The organism is Pollutimonas bauzanensis (genome assembly GCF_900129885.1).
GTDB lineage: Bacteria > Pseudomonadota > Gammaproteobacteria > Burkholderiales > Burkholderiaceae_B > Pollutimonas > Pollutimonas bauzanensis.
In genome coordinates this window covers 359249-380792 of record NZ_FQXE01000003.1, presented here as the reverse complement: position 1 = coordinate 380792, position 21544 = coordinate 359249, and the positions used below count along the sequence as shown (strand labels likewise).

Here is a 21544-nt window from a genome sequence, read left to right as displayed (position 1 = left end):
AAGTATACAGCAGGTAAGTAAGGGTTTCCGTTATGTTGACTAGTTGACTAGTCATATTGTTCAATAGACAAATCATAACGCCGCAAATGCAGACAATGGACATCGTCGACACACATATACACGTATTCAACAGCCTCCTGCCCCTGGCGCCGGAGCGCCGCTACGCGCCTTCCTACGACGCGACCATGGCGGACTATTTCCGGCGCGGCAGGGCCGCGGGAATAACGCGCGCCGTGCTGGTCCAGCCCAGCTTCCTGGGATGCGACAACAGCTTCATGTGCGCCGAACTGCAAAAGCATCCCGGCGCGCTGCGCGGCATTGCCGCGATCCCGCCGGACATCGCCCCTGACACACTGGCCGACCTGCGCCGGACCGGAGTGGTGGGCATACGGCTGAATCTGGATGGCCTGCCCCTTCCCTGCTTCCATCAGCCGCAATGGAGGTCCCTGCTGGCACAGCTGGCGCGCCACGACATGCTGGTCGAGGTCCATCGCGACGCGCGCGACCTGCGTGAATTGATACCCCCGCTGCTGGATGCCGGGCTGCGCGTCGTGGTGGACCATTTCGGCAGGCCCGACGATGCGCTGGGCTGCGAAGACACCGGTTTCCGCTATTTGCTGTCGCAGGCCGCCAGCAGGCGCGTATGGGTCAAGCTGGCCGCGGGCTACCGCAATGGCTGGAGCGATCCCGCCGCCGCGGCGGCCGTGGAGGCGGGCGCATTGCTGCTGGAGCACTTCGGCGCCGACCGGCTGGTCTGGGGGTCCGACTGGCCCCACACGCGCCACGAGGAAAGCAATGATATCCCCGGCACCCTGGCCGCCCTGGGGGCCTGGGTGCCTTCGGCCGAACAGCGCCATACCATCCTGGGCGCCAGCGCGATGCAACTGTTCGGATTCGAATCATGAATACGACAGTGCCATCCACGCGCCGAATGCTGCATGCCGGAGGCAGGCCGCTGGGCTATTTCCACGATCTGGCCGTGCTGCAGGAACAAGGCTGGGGCAATATCGGACGGCTGCCGTTCAGCCTGCGCATTCTGCTCGAATCATTGCTGCGCCACGACGATGGCGGCCAGGAAATGGCCCAATCGATCCGGCAGTTGGCCGGCTGGCGGCCGCGGGAGACACAGCGGCCCGATATTCCCTTCACCGTGGCGCGCATTCTTGCGCCCGATGCGTCCGGCATTCCGCTGCTGGCCGACCTCGCCGCCATGCGCGACGCCGCCTGCGCGCAGGGCGCGGCGCCAGGCGCCATCGAACCGCTGCTGCCGGTGGACATGGTGGTCGACCACTCGCTGCAAGTGGAGCGAGCGGGGTCCAGCTACGCCCTGGCCTATAACACCCGCATGGAATTCGAGCGCAACGGCGAACGCTACAGCTTCCTGAAATGGGCCGCCGGCGCGTTCGACGGGATACGCGTCGTTGCGCCGGGCAACGGCATTATCCATCAGGTCAACATCGAATTCCTGGCGCACCATGTCTGCCAGGATGGCGGCTTGCTCTATCCCGACACGGTGATCGGCCCGGACAGCCATACCGCCATGATCAACGGCCTGGGAGTGCTGGGGTGGGGCGTGGGCGGCATCGAGGCGGAAGCCGCCATGCTGGGCCAGCCCCTGGCGCTGGCCATACCGGATGTCGTGGGCGTGGAGCTCTTGGGGCGACTGCAGCCCGGCGTCATGGCGACCGACCTGGCGCTGAGCGTTACCGAGTTGCTGCGCCGCTCGGGCGTCGTCGGCAAGTTCGTGGAGTTCTATGGAGAAGGCGCCGCTGGCCTGAGTCCAGCGGATCGCTGCACGGTCGCCAACATGGCGCCGGAATATGGCGCCACTGCCGCATTCTTCGCCGTCGATGCGCAGACCATGGACTTCCTGCGGGCAACGGGCCGGACGCAGGAGCAGCTGGAACGGATATGCGCCTATTGGCAGGCGCAGGGCATGTACGGCATGCCCAGGCGCGGCCAGATCGACTACAGCCAGGACATCCGCATCGATCTCGCCCAGATAGAGCCCAGCGCGAGCGGCCCGCGCCGGCCGCAGGACCGCGTCGGGCTGGCCGAACTGGATTCCCAGTTCACGCGGCTGCTGGCGCTGCCGGCCGATCAGGGCGGATTCGGGCGCGGCGCACCGGCCCGCGGCGATGCTCCAGCCGCGCGGGGCGACAATGCCGCCGCGCTGTCCGACGGCGACATCGTCATTGCCGCCATCACTTCCTGCGCAAATACGTCGAACCCCGCCCTGCTGCTTGCCGCGGGACTGCTGGCACGCAACGCCGCCGCGCATGGGCTGCGCTGCGCCGCGCACGTCAAGACATCGTTCACGCCCGGCTCGAAGGTGGTGCAGTCCTACCTGCGGCAGACCGGCTTGCTGCAAAGCCTCGAGCAGCTCGGCTTCCACATTGCCGGTTTCGGATGCGGCACATGCATGGGAAATTCCGGCCCCCTGCCGGCGGATGTGGAAGCCGCCATTGGCGCGCGGGACCTGGTCGTGGCCTCCGTGCTGTCGGGCAACCGCAACTTCGAGGCGCGCATCCACCCCAGCATACGCGCCAATTACCTGATGAGTCCGGCCATGGTGGTCGCTTTCGCCCTCGCGGGGCGCATCACCGACATCCAGCGGGCGCCGCTGGGCCTGGATGCCCGCGGCCAGCCCGTCTTCCTGCGCGACCTCTGGCCGTCGGCGGCCGATGTGCAGGCCTTGCTGCCCCAGGCGCGCGATACCGCGCATTTTCTGGACAGCTATTCCGAGGCCGCCATGGACAACCCGCTATGGAGCGCCCTGCCTGCCCCGCAAGGCAAGCGGTTCGCCTGGGACCCGGATTCCACCTACCTGCGCCGCCCGCCGTTCCTGGATGGCGTCCAGGCCGAGCCCGCGCCGCTGGCGCCTGTCGCCGGCGCGCGGGCCCTGGCCCTGCTGGGGGATTCGGTAACCACGGACCATATCAGTCCCGGCGGCAGCATCCATCCGGACTCGCCTGCCGGACAGTACCTGCTGCGCCATGGCGTGGCCGCGGCTGAATTCAATACCTATGTCGCCAGGCGCGCCAATCACGAGGTCATGGTGCGCGGCACATTCGCCAATGTGCGATTGCGCAATCGCATGGTCGCCGGAATCGAAGGCGGCGTGACGCGCATGCAGCCCGGGGGAAATATCCTGCCCATCCATGAGGCGGCCCGGGTCTATCAGGCCCAGGCTGTTCCCCTGCTGGTCTTTGCCGGCAAGGAGTACGGCACCGGTTCCAGCCGCGACTGGGCCGCCAAGGGAACCCGCTTGCTGGGCGTGCGCGCAGTGATAGCCCGCAGCTTCGAGCGCATCCACCGCAGCAACCTGGTCGGCATGGGCGTGCTGCCCTGCGAATTCCTGGATGGCCAGGATATCGACAGCCTGGGCCTCGACGGCACAGAGGCCTATTCCCTGCCGGGCATCGAAAATGGCGTGGAACCCAGGCAGATACTGCCATTGCGCATCCATCGCCAGGATGGCTCGATCACCGACGCCCGCGTGCTGCTGCGCGTGGACACCCGGCTGGAAGCCAGCTACATCCGCCATGGCGGAGTGCTGCCCTATGTACTGCGCAAACAGCTGGCCAAGCCGCCGGCGCAGGCGAGCCAGGCATGAGCAGCGTGACATTCCCGCAACCTTATCACCCAGTCAACAACACCACGAATTCCTTTCGGAGACTCTCGATGAAAACACCATTGCTATCCACCCTTATCGCCATTCCGCTGTTGGCGTTGGCATTGCCTGCCGCGGCGCAGCAAACCCGGCTGATCATTCCCGCCCCTCCCGGCGGCGGCACGGACGGATTCTTCCGCACCGTGGCCCAGGCCGCCAATGAAACGCTGGATTCCACCCTGGTCGTGATGAACGTGGGCGGCGCGGGCGGTTCCATCGGCATGAACCAGATGATCCGCTCCGTTCCGGACGGCACGACACTGGCGGCCGTATGGAGCAGCCCCGTGACGGCTATCCCCCACACATTGAAGAAAAGCTATGGCCCGGATGACTTCACTCCCATCATCCAGATCTCCAGCGCGCCATATGTCTTCTGCGTGAATGCCGATTTCCCGGCGCGCACCGGCAAGGGGATGATAGAAGAGCTGGCCAGGAACCCGGGCAAGTATTCCTATGGCAACGATGGCATCGGCGGCACGGGCCAGTTGGCCTCGGAACGCATCTTCCGCGCCAAAAATCTATCTGTCCTGGGCGTACCCTTCAAGGGCGCAGGCGACACGCTGAACAATTTCCTTGGCAAGCACGTGGATATCTATGTCGGCTCCATCCTGCCCATCAAGCCCCACCTGGCCGCCGGCAAGGTGTTCTGCCCGCTGGTCAGTTCGGCCGCGCGCGCGCCATCGCTGCCCGACGCTTCGAGCCTGACGGATATTGGCATTCCGGAAGAGGAAACGCTGCTATGGCGGGGCATCCTCGGACCCAAAGGCACTCCGCCCGCCATCATCGAAAAACTGCAGGCGGCATTCACGCATGCCGCGCGCAAGCCCGAAATCCGCAAGTTCGTGGAAGACTCGGGCGAGGAAGTGGTGATCCGCAGCGGCCCGGAACTGGAAAAAATGCTGAGGCAAGAGTATGAGGCGCTAGGCAAGGTCGCCGAGTCGCTGGGCGTGGCCAAGCAATAGCGGGATGGCCGTCGCCGGACGCGGCCCGCTGGATAAGCATTGGCAATATAAGCGTTGACAGAAAAGAATGATCGTTCTACCATTTGCGCTCCTATAAAGAACGATCATTCTCCCAGCGCCGCCATGACCATTCCCGATGAAGCATCCTCGACCCGGGCCAGGCTGCTGGACACTACCGAGCAATTGATCTATGCCGGCGGCATCTGCGCTACCGGCATGGATCTCATCGTCAAAACCTCGGGCGTGGCGCGCAAGACCATTTACCGCTATTACCCCACCAAAGAAGCGCTGGTGGCCGCCGCGCTGCAGCAGCGCGATGAGCGCTGGATGCGATGGTTCATCGGCGCGACTTCGGACGCGGATGCGCCCGCCGAGCGCCTGCTGTCTATGTTTCCCGCATTGCGCCGCTGGTTCGCTTCGGATGATTTCCGGGGCTGCGCCTTCATCAATGCCGCAGGCGAGATAGGCGGCGCCGCCAGCCCGATCCGGGCCGTCTGCCGTCTTCACAAGCAAGGTCTGCTCGACTATGTGCGCCAGTTGGCATTGGCCTGCCGCGTCGACGACCCCGAAGAAACCGCGAGGCAGCTTCTGGTATTGATCGACGGCGCGATCACGGTTGCGCTGGTGACCGGCGATGCCTCTATCGCCGACAGCGCCGAACGAATGGCGGGCAGGCTCATCCAGCCTCGCGCCGTCGCCGAAAATTTTCCACCCCGCCAATGAATGAGGCCATAGCCATGTCAACCAGCAGCGAAGTCCGTCCTCCCCTGCCCCCTTTCACACGGGAAACCGCAGTCCGGAAAGTCCGCCTGGCCGAAGACGGCTGGAACAGCCGCGATGCCGCCAAGGTCGCGCTGGCCTACAGCCTGGATACCCGCTGGCGCAACCGCGCGGAATTCGCCGGCAACCGCGACGAGGCGCGCGCGTTTCTGGCGCGCAAATGGGCCAAGGAGCTGGACTACCGGCTGATCAAGGAGCTCTGGGCTTTTACCGGAAACCGCATCGCGGTGCGCTATGCGTATGAATGGCACGACGATTCGGGCAACTGGTTCCGTTCGTATGGCAACGAGAACTGGGAGTTCGGCGAGGACGGCCTGATGCTCAACCGCTACGCCAGCATCAACGATATGCCGATCAAGGAATCGGAGCGCAAATTCCACTGGCCTCTCGGACGCCGTCCCGACGATCATCCGGGCCTGTCCGAATTGGGCCTTTGAGGCGCCGCGGCGCGATGCAGCCCGCCGCGCAGCGCCGCGGCGGCTAAGCGGATCCGTCGCGGTCCCAGCGACGGATCTCCCGCAGTACGGAAGGCGCCCAAAGCGCCAGGCCGAGCAGCGCCCACGCCATCATGGCCCGGCCCGCATCGGCCTGCTCGTCGACGAGGTAAACACTGCAAAGCTGCTGCGGCGCATCCCGGTACAGCAGGCCGATGACGAAAGTCATCCAGAACCAGTTCAACAAGAAAAAGGCCTGGATCGTGATGCCCGCAAGCTTCCATGACAGTCCCGCCATCGACCCCGCGAGGACTATGCTGGCCACCTTCAGGACCGCCACGGCCGGGTCGAGGACGGCGTAGTCCAGGGCCGCCGGCACCATCCAGAGCGACAGCGCCAGCATGGCGAAGAGCAGGGCCGGCACGCCTGCCATGTTCCAGGGCGCCGCCATCCGGCTCAGCCGCGCACCGCCAGCCCGGGCCGCCAGCCAGCCCAGGATGAATAGCAGGGGCAGCTCGATACCCATGTGCCGGGCCATCGATTGTTCCAGCCAGGGCTGGAACAGCGCCGACACGGCCAGCAGCAAGCCAGGCAGCCATGGGGGCGGCGGCCATCGCCTGGCGCGCCCGGACCGCGGCCGGTTCTTCATCCGCCCCGGCCTCCCGCGCCGCGCGCCAGGTAATCAGCCAAGGCAAGATCCGGCCTGTCGATATCGTAGGCCTTGGAAAGCCGGCCATGCGTATCCAGCAGGAATAGCGCGGCGTTATGCGAATAGCCGCCCATTCCATCAGGCAAAACGACGATGCCGAAGGTTTTCAGCAAAGCCGGCAGATCGGCCGGATCGCGCACGGTTGCGAAGCGCCACAGGTCCGGATCGGCATCCACGCGGCGCGCGTGGGCCGCCATCACCGCCGGCGTGTCGTTGAGCGGGTCGAAACTGAGCGTCAGCAAGCGCAGCCTATGCCGCAGCCCCCTGGACTCGATGGCATGCTGCAGCCACGACTGGCCGGAGATGCTGCCGCGGCAAATGGATTGGCACTGGACGTAAATCAGCGTCACGAAAGTGGCATAGGGCGATGCGGCGCCGTAGCGGCCCAGGGACAAATCCCGGCCGTGTTCGTCCACCAGCGCGAGGGCCGGCAGCGCGCGCGGCGCGCGTTCGAGCTGCGCGCGCCGCACGCCGTCGGCGGTGAGCGCGGCGAACCCGGCTGTCACGGCGGCGTAAGCCGCCAGGCCCATCGCCAGGACCACGGCCGTCGCCGCCAGGGAGCCCAGCGCGCTCGATCTCATGATGCCGGGCCGCCGCCGGCGGCGGGCGAGCCATGTTTCAGCAGGTCCTCGGCCCCTTTCCATGGCTCGGCCCGCCCGGCCGTCGCCTTGCGCGCCGCCTCGACCATGGCCGCATCCAGCGCGGGAGCGCGGTTGCCCCATTCCTGGCGGATGAACGTCAGCACGGCGGCAAGCTCCGCATCGCTGAACTGGCCGCCGAAAGCCGGCATTGCGCCGCTATACGTCACGCCCGCGACTTCGATGGGTCCATTCATTCCGTGCAGGACGATCTTGGCCAGCAAGTCCGGGGCGCCGGCCACCCACGCCGATCCCGCCAGCGGCGGAAACACCCCGGCCAGCCCCTGCCCCGCCGCCTGATGGCAAGCCTGGCAGGCGGCGGTGAAGATTTGCCTGCCATCCAGAACGCCCTGTTGCGGCGCCGCCCCCGCCGCCAGGGTGGCCGGCGCCCTACGGTCGCCCAGGGCGGCGGCGCCATTGGGGCTGGAAGCATAGATATAGCAAACGGCCCATACGACCAGAGCCGCTATCAGCCCGATAAGCACGCGGGGCACGGGGTTGTTCTGTTCGTGCGGCTCGGCGTTCTCCGCGCCGCGGGTTTGCCCGGGCCCGGTCATGGCCGGCTCCCCGCGGGCCCGGCCGGCCGCGCCGCGCCCGCCCGCCCGTCGCCGGCGGAAGCGGACTCGTCCGCCAAGGCACCGGCCTGCTCAAGCGTCAGGACGGGATAGCTGCGTTTCAGGCTCAGCAGATAGGCGACCAGGTCGACAGCCTCGGGGCTGGCCACCACCACTTTGCCTTCTTGCGCCGCGCCGGGAGGCAGATGCACTACGCGCTCATTCTTGGCCACGGAGCCCGGCTCTTTGACATCGAACAGGAAGCGATAGGAAGGCATGTTGCTGCCGGGAGTGTAGGCTCGCGGCTGGAACAGGTGCCCCAGCTGCCAGTCGGCGCTGGGCTGGCGCACGCCGATATTGAACAGGTCGGGGCCGGTGCGCATGGTGCCCAGCAGCGGGGGGTCGTCGTAATGATAGTCCCCGGCGACCGAGGCGCGGCCCCAGCCGCGGCTGGCGTCGGCGGCGCCGGCGCCCGTGGTGCTGGGCTGCTGCGTGTGGCAGGCGATGCAGGCATTGGCCTGGTAGACAAGGCGGCCGCGCAGTTCCTGGCTGGTATACGGCTTGAGCGCCGCCGGCGCCGGCTCATCCTTGAGCTGCAGGAACGGCACGACTATCATGGCCGAGGTGGCGAGCGACAGCGTCACCATGGCGCCGACAATGAGTTTGAGTTCGTTTTCCATAGTCCGGATTAGGCAGTGAGTTGCGCGGGGGCGCGCTCGGAGACCGCGAGCACGCCGGAACGCAGGGTGATCAGCAGCACATGCAGGGCGAAAACCAGGTGGCCCAGCGTCATCAGCGCGCCGCCGGCCGAACGGCCCTGCAGCCACGGCATCGTGACGGCCACCGAATCGATGAACGCCCTTGCCGGGTCCAGCAGCACCAGGCCTTGCAGAATGCCGCCTATGCTCAGCGTGACCATGTAGACGGCGAAGCCGGCGGCGACCAGCCAGAAATGCAGCGAAATCAGCCCGGGCCGCGGCCATGCCGTATCCAGGATGCGGGGCATGGCAAAGTAGACGCCGCCGAATATCACCATGGACACGAAGCCATACATGCCCAGGTGGGCGTGCGCGACCGTGAAGTGCGTGAAGTGGGTGACCGCGTTGACCGAGCGCAGCGCCTCGAACGTGCCTTGCAGTGAAGCGACGGTGTACATCATGGCGCCGAACACGATGAAGCGCAGTGTCGGCGAATGGCGCAGCGCGCCGGAATGCCCTTTCAGCGTCAAGTGCTGGTTCACCGAGAACGCCAGCACCGGAATGACCATCATCACGCTTTGCACAATGGACAAGGTGATCAGCCATTCGGGAATGGGGCCGCCGATAAGATGGTGGGCGCCGACCTGTCCATAGAAAAACGCGAGGGTCCAGAAGCCGAGCAGGGACAGGTTGTAGGAGCGGATGGGCCGGCCGATGACCTTGGGCAGGAAATAATAGACGGCCGCGATGGACAAGGGCGTGTAGAACAAGCCCAGCACGTTGTGCCCGAACCACCAATTCATAGTCGCCTGCTCCACGCCGAAATGCACGCCGGGAACCTTGGCCACGATATATAGCGTGGGAAACCAGAACAGGGCCGCGCCCATGTACCAGACGGAAACGTACAAATGCCTGGCCTTGCGGCGCGTCAGCATGAGCGCCATGGGCAGGCCGATCAGCATGCCGCCTATGGCGAACAGGACGCCAATCTGCCAGGGAATCTCCAGCCATTCCAGGCCGGCGTTCATGCCGGCCGCAATCGCCCCCACGCCCGCGATCAGCGCGGCGTTCCATAGCAATGCGCCGAAGACCACCAGGCGTCCGCCCAGCAGCCTGGTCTGCAGCAGGCGGGGCAGCATCCAGATCGCCAGGCCTAGCAGGCCCAGGGGCGCCCAGCCGTAGGCCACGCCATTGAGGTGTATGGTGCGCAGGCGCCCGAAGCTTAGCCAGGCGGCACCGGTGAGCAGATCGGGCCAATGCAGCTTGAGCGAGCTGAGCAGGCCGGCCAGCGAGGCCACGATCAGCCATACGACCGCGCAGCCCAGCAGCACGAAGGCCGGAAAAGCGCTGGAACGGTCGGCGGCTTCGCGCGCGGCCATTTCCGCGGCGCTGATCCGGGCGCCGCGATTGGCGGCGATATAGCCATCGGCCATGCGCGCCAGCGCGCGGCGCTGCGCCCCGCCGGCCGCGGGCTCTTCGGGCCGCCCGATTTCCCCGGTGGAGAAAATCGTCCGGGCGCCGCTGGATTCGGCATCGAACAGCCCTTTTCGCAGCGACCAGATGAAGGCGAAGAGGCCGGCGATGGACAAAATGAAAGTAGCCAGCAATAAGGCCGTCGGGTTCATGGCTATCCTTGGATGCGCGGGCGCCGCCATCGGCGCCCGCTGTCAATACACGAGAGCATGCTACCCTTTGGATATCAAAATATTAATAATCAGATATCCAATAAAAAAACATATCAGTTCTGCCTGATATCCTTGAATTCCCCGAATCTGATACTGCAAATACTGTCGATTCCCCGCTACCATCCAGATGGTAGGAAATTGTCCGGTTTCATGAATATCGATATCAGAAGAAAGCCTGCTGGCGCCAACCCCTGGAGAATTCCATGAAACTTTACGAGTCCCTGGCTGCGGAACTCGCCCATTCCATCCGCAGCGGGGTCCTCAGGGCCGGCGATCGCCTGCCCTCCATACGGCAGGTCACCGCGAACCGCAATGTCAGCGCCTCCACCGTTTTCCAGGCCTACTATGCCCTTGAAGCCCAGGGCCTGATCCGCGCGCGCCAACGTTCGGGCTATTTCGTGGCGCACGGCGTGCGGCGCCTGGCCCCCGAGCCGGATTCGTCCTCGCAACCCCAGGAAGAAGCGGTATCGGTGGATATCAGCGACCGGGTGTTCGACGTGCTCGAATCCACCATGGTGCGCAATGTCGTGCCGCTGGGCTCGGCGTTTCCCAGCCCCCTGCTCTTTCCCCTGGAAAGGCTGGGGCGGGCGCTGGCCAGCAGTATTCACCAGCTCGACCCATGGAGCACGGTGGACGACTTGACGCCCGGCAACGCCTGCCTGCGGCGCCAGATCGCCTTGCGCTACCTGGCCGAGGGCCTGCATATCCATACGGACGAAATCGTCATCACCAACGGCGCGCTCGAAGCGCTCAACCTGTGCCTGGCGGCCGTAACGCGCCCGGGCGACGCGGTGCTGGTCGAATCGCCCACCTTCTATGCCGCCCTGCAGTCGCTGGAAAGAATGCAGCTCGAAGCCATCGAAGTGCCGACCCATCCGCGCGAGGGCATCGAGCTGGCCGCGCTCGAGCGGGCCATAGAACGGCACCGGCCCAAGGCATGCTGGCTGATGACCAACTTCCAGAATCCGCTGGGCAGCCTGATGCCCGATGAAAAAAAGCGGGCGCTGGTCGAATTGCTCACACGCCACAACGTGCCGCTGATCGAAGACGACGTCTACGGCGAACTCTATTTCGGCAACAGGCGTCCGGCGCCGGCCAAAGCCTTCGACCGCGAGGGTATAGTCATGCACTGCTCCTCCTTCTCGAAATGCCTGGCCCCCGGCTACCGCGTGGGATGGGCGGCGCCCGGGCAGTACGCGCGCGCCGTCGCGCGGCAGAAGCTGACCAGCACGCTGACTTCGCCGGTCCCGATCCAGCTGGGACTGGCTCACTACCTCGAAAAGGGCGGCTATGACAAGCATTTGCGCAAACTGCGGCAATCGCTCGAAGCCCAGCAGACTGTCTTCGCGCAAGCCATCGGCCACTATTTCCCGCCCGGCACCCGGGCGACGCGCCCGGCCGGCGGCTATTTTCTATGGGTCGAAATGCCCGACGGCGTCGATGCCCTGGATATCCACAAACACGCCTTATCCCATGGCATCAGCGTCGCGCCGGGCCCGATTTTCTCGGCCAAGAGAGCTTTCGCCAACTGCCTGAGGCTGAATTACGGGCACCTCTGGGATGCGCGCAGCGAAGCAGCCGTCGCCACCCTGGGCAGACTGGTGGGCGCCTATGCCGGCCGGTCCGGCGCGGGCCCGCGATGAACAGGCGGCCGCGGTGGAAATATTGCCTATTCCCATAGCGCAAGCGCTCTAAATAACCAAAAGGAATAATCAAATACTTTTATATTTGTTTTGAATCAACTGCCCCATTGATAGACTGTTTGGGAATATAAACTTAGATCAAGAATCGAGACCATGAGCCGCATTACCATCCAGACTGTAGAGACCGCCCCCTCCGAAGCGAAAGAACGCTTGCTGGCGGCGCAGAAAAGCAATGGCTTCCTGCCCAACCTGATAGGCGTGCTGGCCAACGCCCCGACCGCCCTGGAAACCTACCAGGTCGTGAGCGCCATCAATGCGCGCACCGGCTTGTCGGGCGCCGAACGCGAAGTCGTCCAGATCACCGCCGCCACCCTCAATGGCTGTGGCTTTTGCGTGGCGGGCCATACCGCCATCGCCCGCAAAAAACTCGCCATGCCCGAAGAAGCCATCCAGGCCCTGCGCGCGACGCAGGCGCTAAGCGACCCCAAGCTCAACGCGCTGGCCCGGTTCACCGTCGCCGTCATGGAAAACAAAGGCCAGGTGTCGGACATCGAACTCCAGGATTTCCTGGCGGCTGGCTACACTCAGGCCAGCGCCCTGGAGGTCGTGCTCGGCGTCAGCCTGGCGACCTTGTGCAACTACGCCAACAACCTGGCCAAGACGCCGATCAACCAGGAATTGCAGGCATACGCCTGACCCCACCTCAACAAGCACCTAGCAAGGAACTACGCCGTGAGCCAACCTGATCCTGGCACAGCGCTGCTCGAAACCATCGCGGCACACGTCAAAACCGGCCTGGCCCCGCTGGCGGACGCCATCGACCGGGAGGGCCTGTACCCGGCCGACTATTTGCGCCATCTCGGCGCCCTGGGCGGTTTCGGCGCGAGCATCCCGCCCGAGCATGGCGGATCGGGGCTGGGCCTGGCCACGCAGATAAAAATCACCACCGAAGTGGGGCGCGAATGCGGTTCCACGGCCTTTCTTGTCTGGTGCCAGTCGAGCTGCGCCGGCTATCTGCTGCTCTCGCCGAATCAGGCCGTTCGCGATCGCTACCTGAAGCCGGTCGCGCAGGGCAGCCTGTTTTCCGGCACAGGAATGTCCAACGCCGTCAAGCATCTGGCGGGCATTGAAAAAATCCACCTGACTGCCCGGCGCGACGGCGACGGCTATGTCGTGAGCGGCTCCCTGCCCTGGGTTTCGAATGTCGGCGCCCAGCATCTGGCGATCGCGGCCGCCTCGGTCGAAGGAGAAGGCTATGTGATGTTCGCCGCGCACGGCAGCGCCGATGGCCTGAGCCTGCACCCCTGCCCGGAATTCTCGGCCCTGGAAGGCACGCAAACGCTGAATCTGCGTTTCAAGGACGCCAGGATTCCCGCCGGCGACGTGCTGGCCCATCCATCCCAGTTCGCGCAGTACATGGCGCGCATCAAGCCCGGCTTTATATTGGGCCAGACAGGCATAGGCTTCGGCGTGGTCGAAGGCTGCCTGAAGACCATACGCGAAAGCAATGCCAGCACGGCCCATGTGAATGCGTTCCTGGACGACCAGGGCCCGGACCTGGCCGCGGCTCTCGATGCGCTGAAAGCGCGGGCCGGCGCGCTGGCGCAACAAGCCGAGGCTGGCGAAGCCGCCGTCCTGGATGTGCTCAGGCTGCGCGCGCGGACCTCCGAGCTCACGCTTGCCGCGGCCAATTCCGCCGTCCTGCACGCCGGCGCCAAAGGCTATCTGATGCGCCACGCCGCCCAGCGCCGTCTGCGCGAAGCGGTGTTTGTCGCCATCGTCACTCCCGCGCTCAAGCACCTGCGCAAGGAAATCCACGACATCGAGCAAGCGCAGGCGGGCGGCCGGCCCGCCGATGCATTCAAGCCCGGACCAGCCGCTCACCAGACCGAGGCCGCCTGGTGAAGCAATGGATGTGCGGCCCCTGCGGCCTGGTTTATGACGAAGCATTGGGCATGCCCGAAGAAGGCATCCCGCCAGGCACGCCGTTCGAGAACATCCCCGAGGACTGGGCATGCCCGGATTGCGGCGTGAGCAAAGCGGATTTTTTTCTGATTCCCGATTAGGACTGCCTCATGAATACCTCGACGGCGCCGGACAGGCCGATTGTTTTGGACGCCCATGAGATCGCGCTCAGTTATCAGCGCCCCAATCAGCGTCCCAACACGGTCCTTCATGATTTCTCGCTGCACCTGGCCGCCGGCGAGGTCGTGGCCATCCTCGGCCCCAGCGGAGTCGGGAAGTCATCCCTGCTGCGCGTGCTGGCCGGCTTGCAGACGCCCGACCAGGGCACGGTGCATATCAATGGCGAACGGCTGCGCGGGCCGCATCCGCGCTTGAGTTTCGTCTTCCAGGACCCTAGCCTGCTGCCCTGGCTGACGCTCGAGGAGAATGTCGCCTTCGGCCTGGATTTCAAGCACCAGCCGGCCATCGGCAAGGCGGACAAGCACGCAAGAGTGCAGGCCGCCATCGCCGAGGTCGACCTGCAAGGCGCGGCGCAGCGCTACCCCGCCGAACTGTCCGGCGGCATGGCGCAACGCACGGCCCTGGCGCGCAGCCTGGCGCGCCAGCCGGAAATACTATTGCTGGATGAACCCTTCAGCGCGCTGGATGAAATCACCCGCGGCGAAATGCAGGCGCTTTTGCAGCAGATCACCGCGCGGCACCAGGCCTCGGCCATCCTGGTCACGCACGACATCGATGAAGCCCTCATCCTGGCCGACCGCATCCTGCTTATCGGCCAGTATCCCGGGCGCCTGATAGGCGAGTGGCGCATAAAGCTGCCCCATCCGCGCGACGCGGTGGCGCCGCAGCTGACCAGCGTACGCGTCGAAATCATGCAGTCGCTGCGCGAAGCGCGCGGCGCGGCGTCCCGCGCGGCCCGCCTCGATTCATAAAAAACCCGTTCGCAAACACCCTTGCCCGCCAGCCCTGACCAACAAAGAACTCCATGAAAAAACCCATGCATTACGGCCCTAGCCTGGAAGCCCGCCGCCAGTTCATCAAGCTTTCCACCCTGTTCACCGCCATGGGGGCCCTGCCTTTATTGCAAATGCACAAGGCCGCGAGAGCCGCCGAGCCCGACGCGCCGGTGAGAATCGGCTACCTGGCCATCACCGATGCGACTCCCCTGCTGGTGGCCCACCATAACCAGCTCTTCCAGAAACAAGGCCTGGACGTGGAAAAGCCCCGTTTATTCCGCAGCTGGGCGCAAATCGTCGAAGCCTTCCTGGCGGGACAGGTCAATGTGGTCCATCTGCTGGCGCCGATGACGGTGTGGGCCCGCTATGGCAGCCAGTCGCGCGCCAAAGTCGTCGCCTGGAACCACATGTCCGGCTCGGGCCTGACCGTGCAGCACGACATCAACCAGATCACGGACCTGGGCGGCAAGACCGTCGCCATTCCCTTCTGGTATTCGCTGCATAACGTCGTGCTGCAGCATCTGCTGAAAAGCAAGGGCCTGGAGCCTGTCAGCCAGGGCGAACCCGGCCCCGCGCAGGTAAAGCTGGTGGTGATGTCGCCATCCGACATGGTGCCCGCGCTGGCCAACAAGCAGATAGCCGGATACACCGTGGCGGAGCCTTTCAATGCCTCGGCCGAGGTATTGAAAGTCGGCAAGATCCTGCGCTTTACGGGCGATGTCTGGAAGGACCACGCCTGTTGCGTGGTGCTGATGCATGAGCAGGACCTGGAACAGCGCCCCGAATGGGCGCAGAAAGTCGTCAATGGCATCGTCCAGGCCCAGGCGTGGATACAGGACCATCGCGAGGAAACGGCCCGTATTCTGGCCAAGGACAATCCGCAGCGCTATACCCCGCATTCGTATGAAGCCCTGGCGCAAGTGCTGCTGCCCGAGCTGATGGACACCGCCCGGTACGAGGCGTCGGGCGCCATTGTGAATACCGGCTGGAAGGAAAAGCGCATCGACTTCCAGCCCTACCCCTTTCCCAGCTATACCGAGGAACTGATCAGGAAGCTCAAGACCACGCTGGTGTCCGGCAAGAATGACTTCCTGCAGCGGCTGGATCCGGCCTTCGTGGCGCGGGACCTGGTGGATGACCGTTATGTGAAGAAGGCCATCGCCGACAATGGCGGCATGGCCGCATTCGGCCTGCCCGAATCGTTCACGCGCCAAGAAACCATTACAACCTGAAACCAAGGACGCGGACCGGCCAGGTCCGCGGCGCCATCCGCCGAGCGCAATGATTAAAGCACTGAAACAGATTCATTTGAGCACAAGACTGGCCCTCAGCCTGGGCGGCCTGCTCGTGCTGATCGCGCTATGGGGACTGGGCACGCACTGGCTGCAGGCGAGCATTTCCCTGGCCGGCCTGCTGGGCCCCGGGGAAACCTTCAAAAGCCTTTATGAACTGCTGGTGCAGAATCAGCTGACCTTGCACGCGCTGACCAGCCTGAAACGGGTCCTGATCGGCCTTGGCCTGGCGCTGCTGCTGGGAGTCCCCATAGGCCTGGCGATCGGGACCTCGCGCGCCCTGGAGAACTGCACGGGCAGCGCCTTCCAGTTCCTGCGCATGATTTCACCGCTGTCATGGATGCCGATTGCCGTAATGGTATTCGGCATCGGCGACGCCCCCATCTATTTCCTGCTCACCTTCGCCGCGGTCTGGCCCATCATCCTGAATACCGCGGCCGGAGTGCGCCAGCTGAATCCGAAATGGCTGATGCTGGCCAAGAGCCTGAGCGCCACGCGCCGCGAAGTGCTGTTCAAGATCGTCATGCCAGGCATCCTGGGGCATATCCTGACCGGCGTGCGCCTGGCCATAGGCATCATCTGGATCGTGCTGGTGCCCTGCGAAATGCTGGGCGTCAGTTCCGGCCTGGGCTATTTCATTCTGGACACACGCGACCGCCTGGCCTATTCCGAGCTGATGGCGGTCATCGTGCTGATAGGCGCGCTGGGCTTCATGCTGGACGGCCTGGCCCAGAAACTCTATCAATACTGGACCCACAGCCCGAAGGCGCCGTAGCGCCAGGGACCGCCGAGCCCACTGCTTCGGCCGGGGGACCGGCGCCGCGCCCCCCCTTTCCGGCCAGGCTTATGGCGCAACGATATTCGCCGCCTTGACCACGGCATCCCAGCGCTCGAGTTCCTGCTTGGTGAATTCGCCCAGCTTGGCCGGCCCCATGTATAGCGCTTCGGCGCCCAGGGTCTGGGCTTTTTCGCGGAACGCCGGAGTCTTCATGATGGTTTCGATTTCCGCCGCCAGTTTGTCGACGATGGCGGACGGCGTGCCGGCGGGAGCATAAACGGCAAACCACGACGAAACGAGCAGGTCGGGGTAGCCGGCTTCGGCGGCCGTGGGAACATCGGGCAGGGTGGGCAGGCGGGTCGTGCCGGTCACCACCAGAGGCGTCAGCTTGCCCGCGGCGATATGCGGCAGCAGCGGCGGCGGCGTGGTCATGGTCAGGTCCACCGAACCGCCCAGCAGGTCATTCATTGCCGGGCCGGTGCCGTTATAGGGAATATGCACCAGGCGCGTGCCGGCCATCTGATTGAGCAATTCGGTAGACACCTGCTGCAGCGACCCGACGCCCGACGAGGCGTAGTTCAGCTTGCCGGGGGCTTTCTTGTCGGCATCGACGAGCTCCTTGAGCGTCTTGTAGGGCAAGGTGGAACGCACCACCAGCACCTGCGGCGCCGACAATATATTGGCCACGGGCGCGAAGTCCTTGACCGGATCCCAATTGAGATTAGGCGTGATCAGCGGCGTGATCACCTGGTAGCCCGAGTACTGCAGGAGCAAAGTGTAGCCGTCGGGCTTGGCGCGCGTGACCAGTTGCGCCGCAATGCTGCCGGCGCCTCCCGGGCGGTTTTCGACCACCACGCTCTGTTCCAGCGCGCGGGCCAGGGGTTCGGCTATCATGCGCGCGGTGATGTCGGTCGTGCCGCCCGGCGCGGCCGATACGATCAGCCTGATGGGGCGGTCGGGGTAGGCTTGCGCCTGCGCCGCCGCTGGGCTGGCGCTCATGGCCAGGCCCAGCGCGCAGGCCAGCGCGGCCATCGGGCGTTGGAATTTCATTGTAGATGTCAAAGCAGTCTCCTCGGGTGTACTGGAAAAATACGTCGCTCGGTCAGGCGCCGATAGCGCCATCGAGTATGCCACCAGCGGGGCTGGAACACCCATCCTTATTGCGGCAAGCCGGTTATCATGAAATACGAAAGCCCGATCCGGCGGCGTTGGGTGAAGGACACTGGCCTGAAGGGCGGGGTTGCGCTTAGGCTCGCGGTCAAGCGGCCGGCGGCTGGCGCTGCAGATGGGCGAGCAAAAGCCTGGCCGCCGCGGTCAATGCCTCGGAGTCGCGCACGCCTATCAGCAGCTTGCGGCGCGCCCAGCAATCGCTCAGCGGAATCAGCGACAGCCGCATGGAGCGGGAATGGGGCGATGCCGCCAGACGGGGCAGGATGCCGATGCACTGGGTCGCGACCGCCATGCGGCAGATGGAATCGAAGCCGCGCACCTGTATGCGCAATTTCAAGGTCCTGCCCAGGCGCTCGCTTTCCTCCTGCAGCCGCAGCGCGAGCGAAGTGTTTTGCGAAAGCCCGATGTAGTCATAGGAGAGCGTATCGGCGAAGCTGATCTGCTTGCAGTCCGCCAGCGGATGGTGCGGCGGCACTATCAGCACCAGATCATCGTAGCGGTAAAGGTAGGTATGCAGGCCCGCGCAGGACGTGCGGTCGGCGAAAATCCCCAGGTCCGCCAGATTGTCGACGACCGCCTTGACGATATTGGTGCTGTTCTCTTCCTTCAGGCTGATGCGGATCGCCGGATGGGCGCGCATGAACGCGGCCAAGTCATCCGCCAGGAACTGGGTGATCGCGGAGGTATTGGCCGCAAGGCGTATATGCCCTTTTACGCCAAAGGCATAGTCGGACAGAGCGCTGGTCATCTGCTCCATTTCGTGGGCCATGCGCAGGGAATGGTGCAGAAAGGCCTGGCCCGCGTCCGTCAGCTCGACGCCGCTGGCGTGGCGATAAAGCAGCTGGGTGCCCAGCGCCGCCTCCAGGTCCGAAATGCGCTTGCTGGCGGCGCCCACGGCCAGATGGGACTGCCGGGCGCCCGCCGATATGCTGCCTTGGCGCGCCACGGCGATGAACAATGAGAACGTGACGAGGTCGAAGCGGGCAAGGTTCATGAAAAAAATGTGTAAGGTCGCGCGAGAGTCCGATCGTAGAACGGAAACGGGCGGGGCTCAAGCGTGAAGAACTCCGGCCTGAAGGGCGACGCTTGCACTTAGGCTCGTGGTCACGGATGATCAGCCAGCACGCACGCATAAAGCAGCTTGTCGGCCGCATAGCAGCCGCAGGCCGCGGCTTCGAGTCCCGCGCGGTCCATAATCATGATGTCGCCGCGATGATAGGCTATGAGCCCGCGCTGCTTCAATGCGCTGGCGGCGCGGGTGACGCCGACCCGGCGAACGCCCAGCATGTAGGCCAGGAATTCCTGGGTGATGTGCAATGCATCCGAATAGGCCCTGTCGTGCATCATCAGGAGCCAGCGCGCGAGGCGGGCCTGGACCACATGAAAGCGGGTGCAGACCGCGGTCTGGGCGAATTGGGCCGCCATGACATACAGGTAGCGCTCAAGCAGGCGCACGAGCGCGGGACTGGACCCGATTTCCCGGCGGAAAGCCGCGGCGCCGATGCGCAGCGCCTTGCCGCTGCCCTGCACCACGGCGCGCAGCGGCGAGGCGCCCACCCCCAGGAACAAGGGCATCCCGAGCATGCCCTCGTCGCCCACCAGGCCCACTTGCAGCGCGGCATGGCCATCGATGGGCGCGATAAGCGAAATAAGGGCTCCGGTGGGAAAGTAGGCATGGTGGCTTATTTCGCCGGCCTCCGCCAGCACGCCCGCGTACTGCAGATCGACCCGCTCGCAAGCCACCATGAAGCGCTCGCGGTCCTTGCGCGGCAAGGCGGCGAGCAGGCGATTGGCGGCGGGCGCTGGCGGTTTGCTTGGCACTTCGGTTCTCCTGGACGGTCGGTTTCATCCGTGCGCGGCTAATGGCGCAAATGCATGGCGATACAAGATCGCCATGACAGTCTGTCGCGGAATCACAGGCGCGTCCGGGCGGTAGCGCACCTAGCCCGCCAGGCGGATAGCGCAGTGTCTTTCGAAGCGGGGGCAGGACGGCCTAGGGAAACCTGACCTCGGGCAACAGGCGGTCGTATTCCTTCCTGACGACCGCGTAGCATTCGCAGGTCCGGGCTTCCAGCCCGGCGCGATCGAGCACGGTGATATGGCCGCGGCGATACTTGATCAGGTCCGCTTTCTGCAGATTGCCGGCGGCCTCGGTGACGCCTTCGCGGCGGACGCCCAGCATGCTGGCAATCAGTTCCTGGGTAATGATCAGTTCGCTGGAGTGCCGCCGGTCGAGGCTGAGCAGCAGCCAGCGGCAGAGCTGCTGGTCCAGGGAGTGGTGGCGGTTGCACACCGCCGTCTGCGCCATTTGCGTCAACAGCGCCTGGGTATACCGCAGCAGCAGGTGCTGCATCGGGCCGGCGCGCAAGAATTCGTCTTTCAGCACTTGCCCCGGCAACTGGTACACATGCCCGGCGCTCTGCACCACGGCCCTGCTGGGCGTCGTTTCGCCGCCCATGAACAGGGACACGCCGACGATGCCATCATTGCCGACCACGGCGATCTCGGCCGATGCGCCATCCTCCATGACATAGAGCAGCGAAATGATCGCGTCGGTGGGGAAATGGACGTGCCGCATCTGGCTGCCCGATTCATAAAGCACATGGCCCAGCGGCAGCTGGACCAGCTCCAGATGCGGAAACAGGCGGGCCTTGTCTACAGCGGGAAGCGACGCAAGCAGGTGATTCGCTTCAGGTGCGAGTGATGTGGGCAGGGCAATCTCCGGGTCGTTGGCGCCCGTTTTATTGCCGCAACAGCCTGAACGGGACGCATGCTGGACGCATGCCCGCAAGTATAGAGCGCGATCGGAATGATGTGTGCGATATCGCACGAAGCTGATCGCGCTGCAGCCAGCGCTAAACCCGGCGCCAGCATCGCGGCGCCGGACTTAGTCATGCGCGGCTAGATCTTGCCCATCAGGAACAGGACCAGCAGTACGATCAGCACCAGCCCGAGGCCGCCGCTGGGGCCATAGCCCCATGATTTGCTGTGCGGCCAGCTGGGAATTGCGCCGATCAGCAATAGAACCAGAATGATCAACAGAATTGCGCCCAATGACATTTGAATGCCTCCAAGTTGTGAATAGTTGCGGAACCTGGCGAATGCCATGTCTTCATCCGCCATGTTACGCGGCCTGCGGCCCCTGTCTGTACGCTTTCGCACACAGCGGTTTCCCCTGGCCGCCATTGCCGCCGCCCGCCGGAATCGCCCCCTATGTTCGACAGCGCACAGACTGCGCCGGACTCGGCGATCATGCTTGTGCCAACCTAAAACCGGAGTTCACTCATGACACAATTCAGCAAATATCTTTCCGCACTGTTCCTGGCCGTAACCGTGGCCACCGCCGTCGGCTGCACGTCGACCCCCACCAGGGAAGGGACTGCCGAATACGTCGACGACAGCGTCATCACCACCAAGGTGAAGGCCGCGATCCTCAATGAGCCGACGCTCAAGGTCGCTGAAATCAATGTCGAGACCTTCAAGGGCGTGGTCCAGTTGAGCGGCTTCGTCGGCTCGCAAGCCGATATCAGGAAGGCGGTCGAAGTGGCCCGCAAAGTCGGCGGCGTGAAATCGGTCAAGAACGACATGCGCATCAAGTAATGCCCTG

The 21544-nt window shown here is 64.7% G+C and carries 23 protein-coding genes; 13 read left to right on the top strand and 10 right to left on the bottom strand.

Annotated elements, in window-relative coordinates:
• Positions 1 to 95 precede the first annotated feature (95 nt).
• From BUB23_RS07695 to BUB23_RS07675, 5 genes are all read left to right on the top strand, one after another.
• The gene (locus BUB23_RS07695; protein WP_245801195.1) at positions 96 to 905 is read left to right on the top strand and encodes an amidohydrolase family protein; all 810 of its coding nucleotides are present in this window, start codon (positions 96 to 98) and stop codon (positions 903 to 905) included.
• Positions 902 to 3616, top strand: coding sequence for an aconitate hydratase AcnA (gene acnA / locus BUB23_RS07690; RefSeq protein ID WP_073102500.1), 2715 nt, complete (start codon positions 902 to 904; stop codon positions 3614 to 3616). The genes BUB23_RS07695 and acnA overlap by 4 nt, the downstream gene beginning before the upstream one ends.
• A gap of 68 nt (positions 3617 to 3684) precedes the next feature.
• Positions 3685 to 4635, top strand: coding sequence for a tripartite tricarboxylate transporter substrate binding protein (locus BUB23_RS07685; protein WP_073102499.1), 951 nt, complete (start codon positions 3685 to 3687; stop codon positions 4633 to 4635).
• 123 nt (positions 4636 to 4758) lie between these two features.
• A complete protein-coding gene (locus BUB23_RS07680; protein WP_073102498.1) occupies positions 4759 to 5358 on the top strand; it encodes a TetR/AcrR family transcriptional regulator in 600 nt (199 codons plus the stop codon).
• A 14-nt stretch (positions 5359 to 5372) separates the two neighbouring features.
• Positions 5373 to 5852 carry a nuclear transport factor 2 family protein gene (locus tag BUB23_RS07675; protein ID WP_073102694.1) on the top strand — a complete coding sequence of 160 codons (480 nt, stop codon included), beginning with the start codon at positions 5373 to 5375 and terminating at the stop codon, positions 5850 to 5852.
• A gap of 43 nt (positions 5853 to 5895) precedes the next feature.
• On the opposite strand, the gene BUB23_RS07670 is transcribed toward BUB23_RS07675, so the two are convergent.
• From BUB23_RS07670 to BUB23_RS07650, 5 genes are read right to left on the bottom strand one after another with little or no spacing between them, the layout of a single operon-like run.
• On the bottom strand, positions 5896 to 6498 hold the full coding sequence (locus BUB23_RS07670; RefSeq protein WP_073102497.1) for a hypothetical protein: 603 nt from the start codon (positions 6496 to 6498) through the stop codon (positions 5896 to 5898).
• Complete coding sequence (locus BUB23_RS07665) at positions 6495 to 7139, bottom strand: SCO family protein (RefSeq protein ID WP_073102496.1); 645 nt, start codon at positions 7137 to 7139, stop codon at positions 6495 to 6497. The genes BUB23_RS07670 and BUB23_RS07665 overlap by 4 nt, the downstream gene beginning before the upstream one ends.
• Positions 7136 to 7753: a c-type cytochrome gene (locus BUB23_RS07660; RefSeq protein WP_073102495.1), complete on the bottom strand. Its 618-nt coding sequence runs from the start codon at positions 7751 to 7753 to the stop codon at positions 7136 to 7138. The genes BUB23_RS07665 and BUB23_RS07660 overlap by 4 nt, the downstream gene beginning before the upstream one ends.
• Positions 7750 to 8430, bottom strand: a complete 681-nt coding sequence (locus BUB23_RS07655) for a cbb3-type cytochrome c oxidase subunit II (protein ID WP_073102494.1) — start codon at positions 8428 to 8430, stop codon at positions 7750 to 7752. Before BUB23_RS07655 ends, BUB23_RS07660 begins: the two co-directional genes overlap by 4 nt.
• 8 nt (positions 8431 to 8438) lie before the next feature.
• A complete protein-coding gene (locus tag BUB23_RS07650) occupies positions 8439 to 10073 on the bottom strand; it encodes a cbb3-type cytochrome c oxidase subunit I (RefSeq protein WP_073102493.1) in 1635 nt (544 codons plus the stop codon).
• 263 nt (positions 10074 to 10336) lie between these two features.
• Between BUB23_RS07650 and BUB23_RS07645 the strand changes: the two genes are divergently transcribed.
• The 7 genes from BUB23_RS07645 (at position 10337) to BUB23_RS07615 (ending at position 16764) form a co-directional block, all read left to right on the top strand.
• Positions 10337 to 11776 (top strand): aminotransferase-like domain-containing protein, encoded by a 1440-nt coding sequence (locus BUB23_RS07645; RefSeq protein WP_073102492.1) that lies wholly within the window; start codon positions 10337 to 10339, stop codon positions 11774 to 11776.
• Between the two features lie 153 nt (positions 11777 to 11929).
• Positions 11930 to 12472 carry a carboxymuconolactone decarboxylase family protein gene (locus BUB23_RS07640; RefSeq protein ID WP_073102491.1) on the top strand — a complete coding sequence of 181 codons (543 nt, stop codon included), beginning with the start codon at positions 11930 to 11932 and terminating at the stop codon, positions 12470 to 12472.
• A gap of 36 nt (positions 12473 to 12508) precedes the next feature.
• A complete protein-coding gene (locus BUB23_RS07635; protein ID WP_073102490.1) occupies positions 12509 to 13681 on the top strand; it encodes an acyl-CoA dehydrogenase family protein in 1173 nt (390 codons plus the stop codon).
• Positions 13678 to 13842: a rubredoxin gene (locus BUB23_RS07630; protein ID WP_073102489.1), complete on the top strand. Its 165-nt coding sequence runs from the start codon at positions 13678 to 13680 to the stop codon at positions 13840 to 13842. The genes BUB23_RS07635 and BUB23_RS07630 overlap by 4 nt, the downstream gene beginning before the upstream one ends.
• A gap of 9 nt (positions 13843 to 13851) precedes the next feature.
• Positions 13852 to 14673, top strand: a complete 822-nt coding sequence (locus tag BUB23_RS07625) for an ABC transporter ATP-binding protein (protein WP_073102488.1) — start codon at positions 13852 to 13854, stop codon at positions 14671 to 14673.
• A 65-nt stretch (positions 14674 to 14738) separates the two neighbouring features.
• Positions 14739 to 15929 carry an ABC transporter substrate-binding protein gene (locus tag BUB23_RS07620; protein WP_073102487.1) on the top strand — a complete coding sequence of 397 codons (1191 nt, stop codon included), beginning with the start codon at positions 14739 to 14741 and terminating at the stop codon, positions 15927 to 15929.
• Between the two features lie 49 nt (positions 15930 to 15978).
• Positions 15979 to 16764 carry an ABC transporter permease gene (locus tag BUB23_RS07615; protein ID WP_073102486.1) on the top strand — a complete coding sequence of 262 codons (786 nt, stop codon included), beginning with the start codon at positions 15979 to 15981 and terminating at the stop codon, positions 16762 to 16764.
• A 69-nt stretch (positions 16765 to 16833) separates the two neighbouring features.
• Here BUB23_RS07615 and BUB23_RS07610 read toward each other — a convergent pair whose 3' ends face one another.
• The 5 genes from BUB23_RS07610 to BUB23_RS07590 form a co-directional block, all read right to left on the bottom strand.
• The gene (locus BUB23_RS07610; RefSeq protein WP_425439532.1) at positions 16834 to 17799 is read right to left on the bottom strand and encodes a Bug family tripartite tricarboxylate transporter substrate binding protein; all 966 of its coding nucleotides are present in this window, start codon (positions 17797 to 17799) and stop codon (positions 16834 to 16836) included.
• 226 nt (positions 17800 to 18025) lie between these two features.
• Positions 18026 to 18931, bottom strand: a complete 906-nt coding sequence (locus BUB23_RS07605; protein ID WP_073102484.1) for a LysR substrate-binding domain-containing protein — start codon at positions 18929 to 18931, stop codon at positions 18026 to 18028.
• A gap of 110 nt (positions 18932 to 19041) precedes the next feature.
• Positions 19042 to 19758, bottom strand: coding sequence for a Crp/Fnr family transcriptional regulator (locus tag BUB23_RS07600; RefSeq protein ID WP_073102483.1), 717 nt, complete (start codon positions 19756 to 19758; stop codon positions 19042 to 19044).
• 172 nt (positions 19759 to 19930) lie between these two features.
• Positions 19931 to 20650, bottom strand: a complete 720-nt coding sequence (locus BUB23_RS07595) for a Crp/Fnr family transcriptional regulator (protein ID WP_073102693.1) — start codon at positions 20648 to 20650, stop codon at positions 19931 to 19933.
• Positions 20651 to 20838: 188 nt separating this feature from the next.
• Complete coding sequence (locus tag BUB23_RS07590; RefSeq protein ID WP_073102692.1) at positions 20839 to 20997, bottom strand: DUF3309 family protein; 159 nt, start codon at positions 20995 to 20997, stop codon at positions 20839 to 20841.
• A gap of 225 nt (positions 20998 to 21222) precedes the next feature.
• Here BUB23_RS07590 and BUB23_RS07585 point away from each other — a divergent pair, with 225 nt between their 5' ends.
• Positions 21223 to 21537, top strand: a complete 315-nt coding sequence (locus tag BUB23_RS07585) for a BON domain-containing protein (RefSeq protein WP_073102482.1) — start codon at positions 21223 to 21225, stop codon at positions 21535 to 21537.
• Positions 21538 to 21544 lie beyond the last annotated feature (7 nt).

What these genes read in the sequence shown, in the direction of transcription:
- BUB23_RS07590 (WP_073102692.1), bottom strand. Translation starts at nt 20,997, where the DNA reads ATGTCATTGGGCGCAATTCTGTTGATCATTCTGGTTCTATTGCTGATC.
- BUB23_RS07655 (WP_073102494.1), bottom strand. Translation starts at nt 8,430, where the DNA reads ATGGAAAACGAACTCAAACTCATTGTCGGCGCCATGGTGACGCTGTCG.
- BUB23_RS07645 (WP_073102492.1), top strand. Translation starts at nt 10,337, where the DNA reads ATGAAACTTTACGAGTCCCTGGCTGCGGAACTCGCCCATTCCATCCGC.
- BUB23_RS07605 (WP_073102484.1), bottom strand. Translation starts at nt 18,931, where the DNA reads ATGAACCTTGCCCGCTTCGACCTCGTCACGTTCTCATTGTTCATCGCC.
- BUB23_RS07665 (WP_073102496.1), bottom strand. Translation starts at nt 7,139, where the DNA reads ATGAGATCGAGCGCGCTGGGCTCCCTGGCGGCGACGGCCGTGGTCCTG.
- BUB23_RS07625 (WP_073102488.1), top strand. Translation starts at nt 13,852, where the DNA reads ATGAATACCTCGACGGCGCCGGACAGGCCGATTGTTTTGGACGCCCAT.
- BUB23_RS07680 (WP_073102498.1), top strand. Translation starts at nt 4,759, where the DNA reads ATGACCATTCCCGATGAAGCATCCTCGACCCGGGCCAGGCTGCTGGAC.
- BUB23_RS07695 (WP_245801195.1), top strand. Translation starts at nt 96, where the DNA reads ATGGACATCGTCGACACACATATACACGTATTCAACAGCCTCCTGCCC.
- BUB23_RS07620 (WP_073102487.1), top strand. Translation starts at nt 14,739, where the DNA reads ATGCATTACGGCCCTAGCCTGGAAGCCCGCCGCCAGTTCATCAAGCTT.
- BUB23_RS07675 (WP_073102694.1), top strand. Translation starts at nt 5,373, where the DNA reads ATGTCAACCAGCAGCGAAGTCCGTCCTCCCCTGCCCCCTTTCACACGG.
- BUB23_RS07640 (WP_073102491.1), top strand. Translation starts at nt 11,930, where the DNA reads ATGAGCCGCATTACCATCCAGACTGTAGAGACCGCCCCCTCCGAAGCG.
- BUB23_RS07585 (WP_073102482.1), top strand. Translation starts at nt 21,223, where the DNA reads ATGACACAATTCAGCAAATATCTTTCCGCACTGTTCCTGGCCGTAACC.
- BUB23_RS07650 (WP_073102493.1), bottom strand. Translation starts at nt 10,073, where the DNA reads ATGAACCCGACGGCCTTATTGCTGGCTACTTTCATTTTGTCCATCGCC.
- BUB23_RS07685 (WP_073102499.1), top strand. Translation starts at nt 3,685, where the DNA reads ATGAAAACACCATTGCTATCCACCCTTATCGCCATTCCGCTGTTGGCG.
- BUB23_RS07660 (WP_073102495.1), bottom strand. Translation starts at nt 7,753, where the DNA reads ATGACCGGGCCCGGGCAAACCCGCGGCGCGGAGAACGCCGAGCCGCAC.
- BUB23_RS07610 (WP_425439532.1), bottom strand. Translation starts at nt 17,799, where the DNA reads ATGGCCGCGCTGGCCTGCGCGCTGGGCCTGGCCATGAGCGCCAGCCCA.
- acnA (WP_073102500.1), top strand. Translation starts at nt 902, where the DNA reads ATGAATACGACAGTGCCATCCACGCGCCGAATGCTGCATGCCGGAGGC.
- BUB23_RS07615 (WP_073102486.1), top strand. Translation starts at nt 15,979, where the DNA reads ATGATTAAAGCACTGAAACAGATTCATTTGAGCACAAGACTGGCCCTC.
- BUB23_RS07670 (WP_073102497.1), bottom strand. Translation starts at nt 6,498, where the DNA reads ATGAAGAACCGGCCGCGGTCCGGGCGCGCCAGGCGATGGCCGCCGCCC.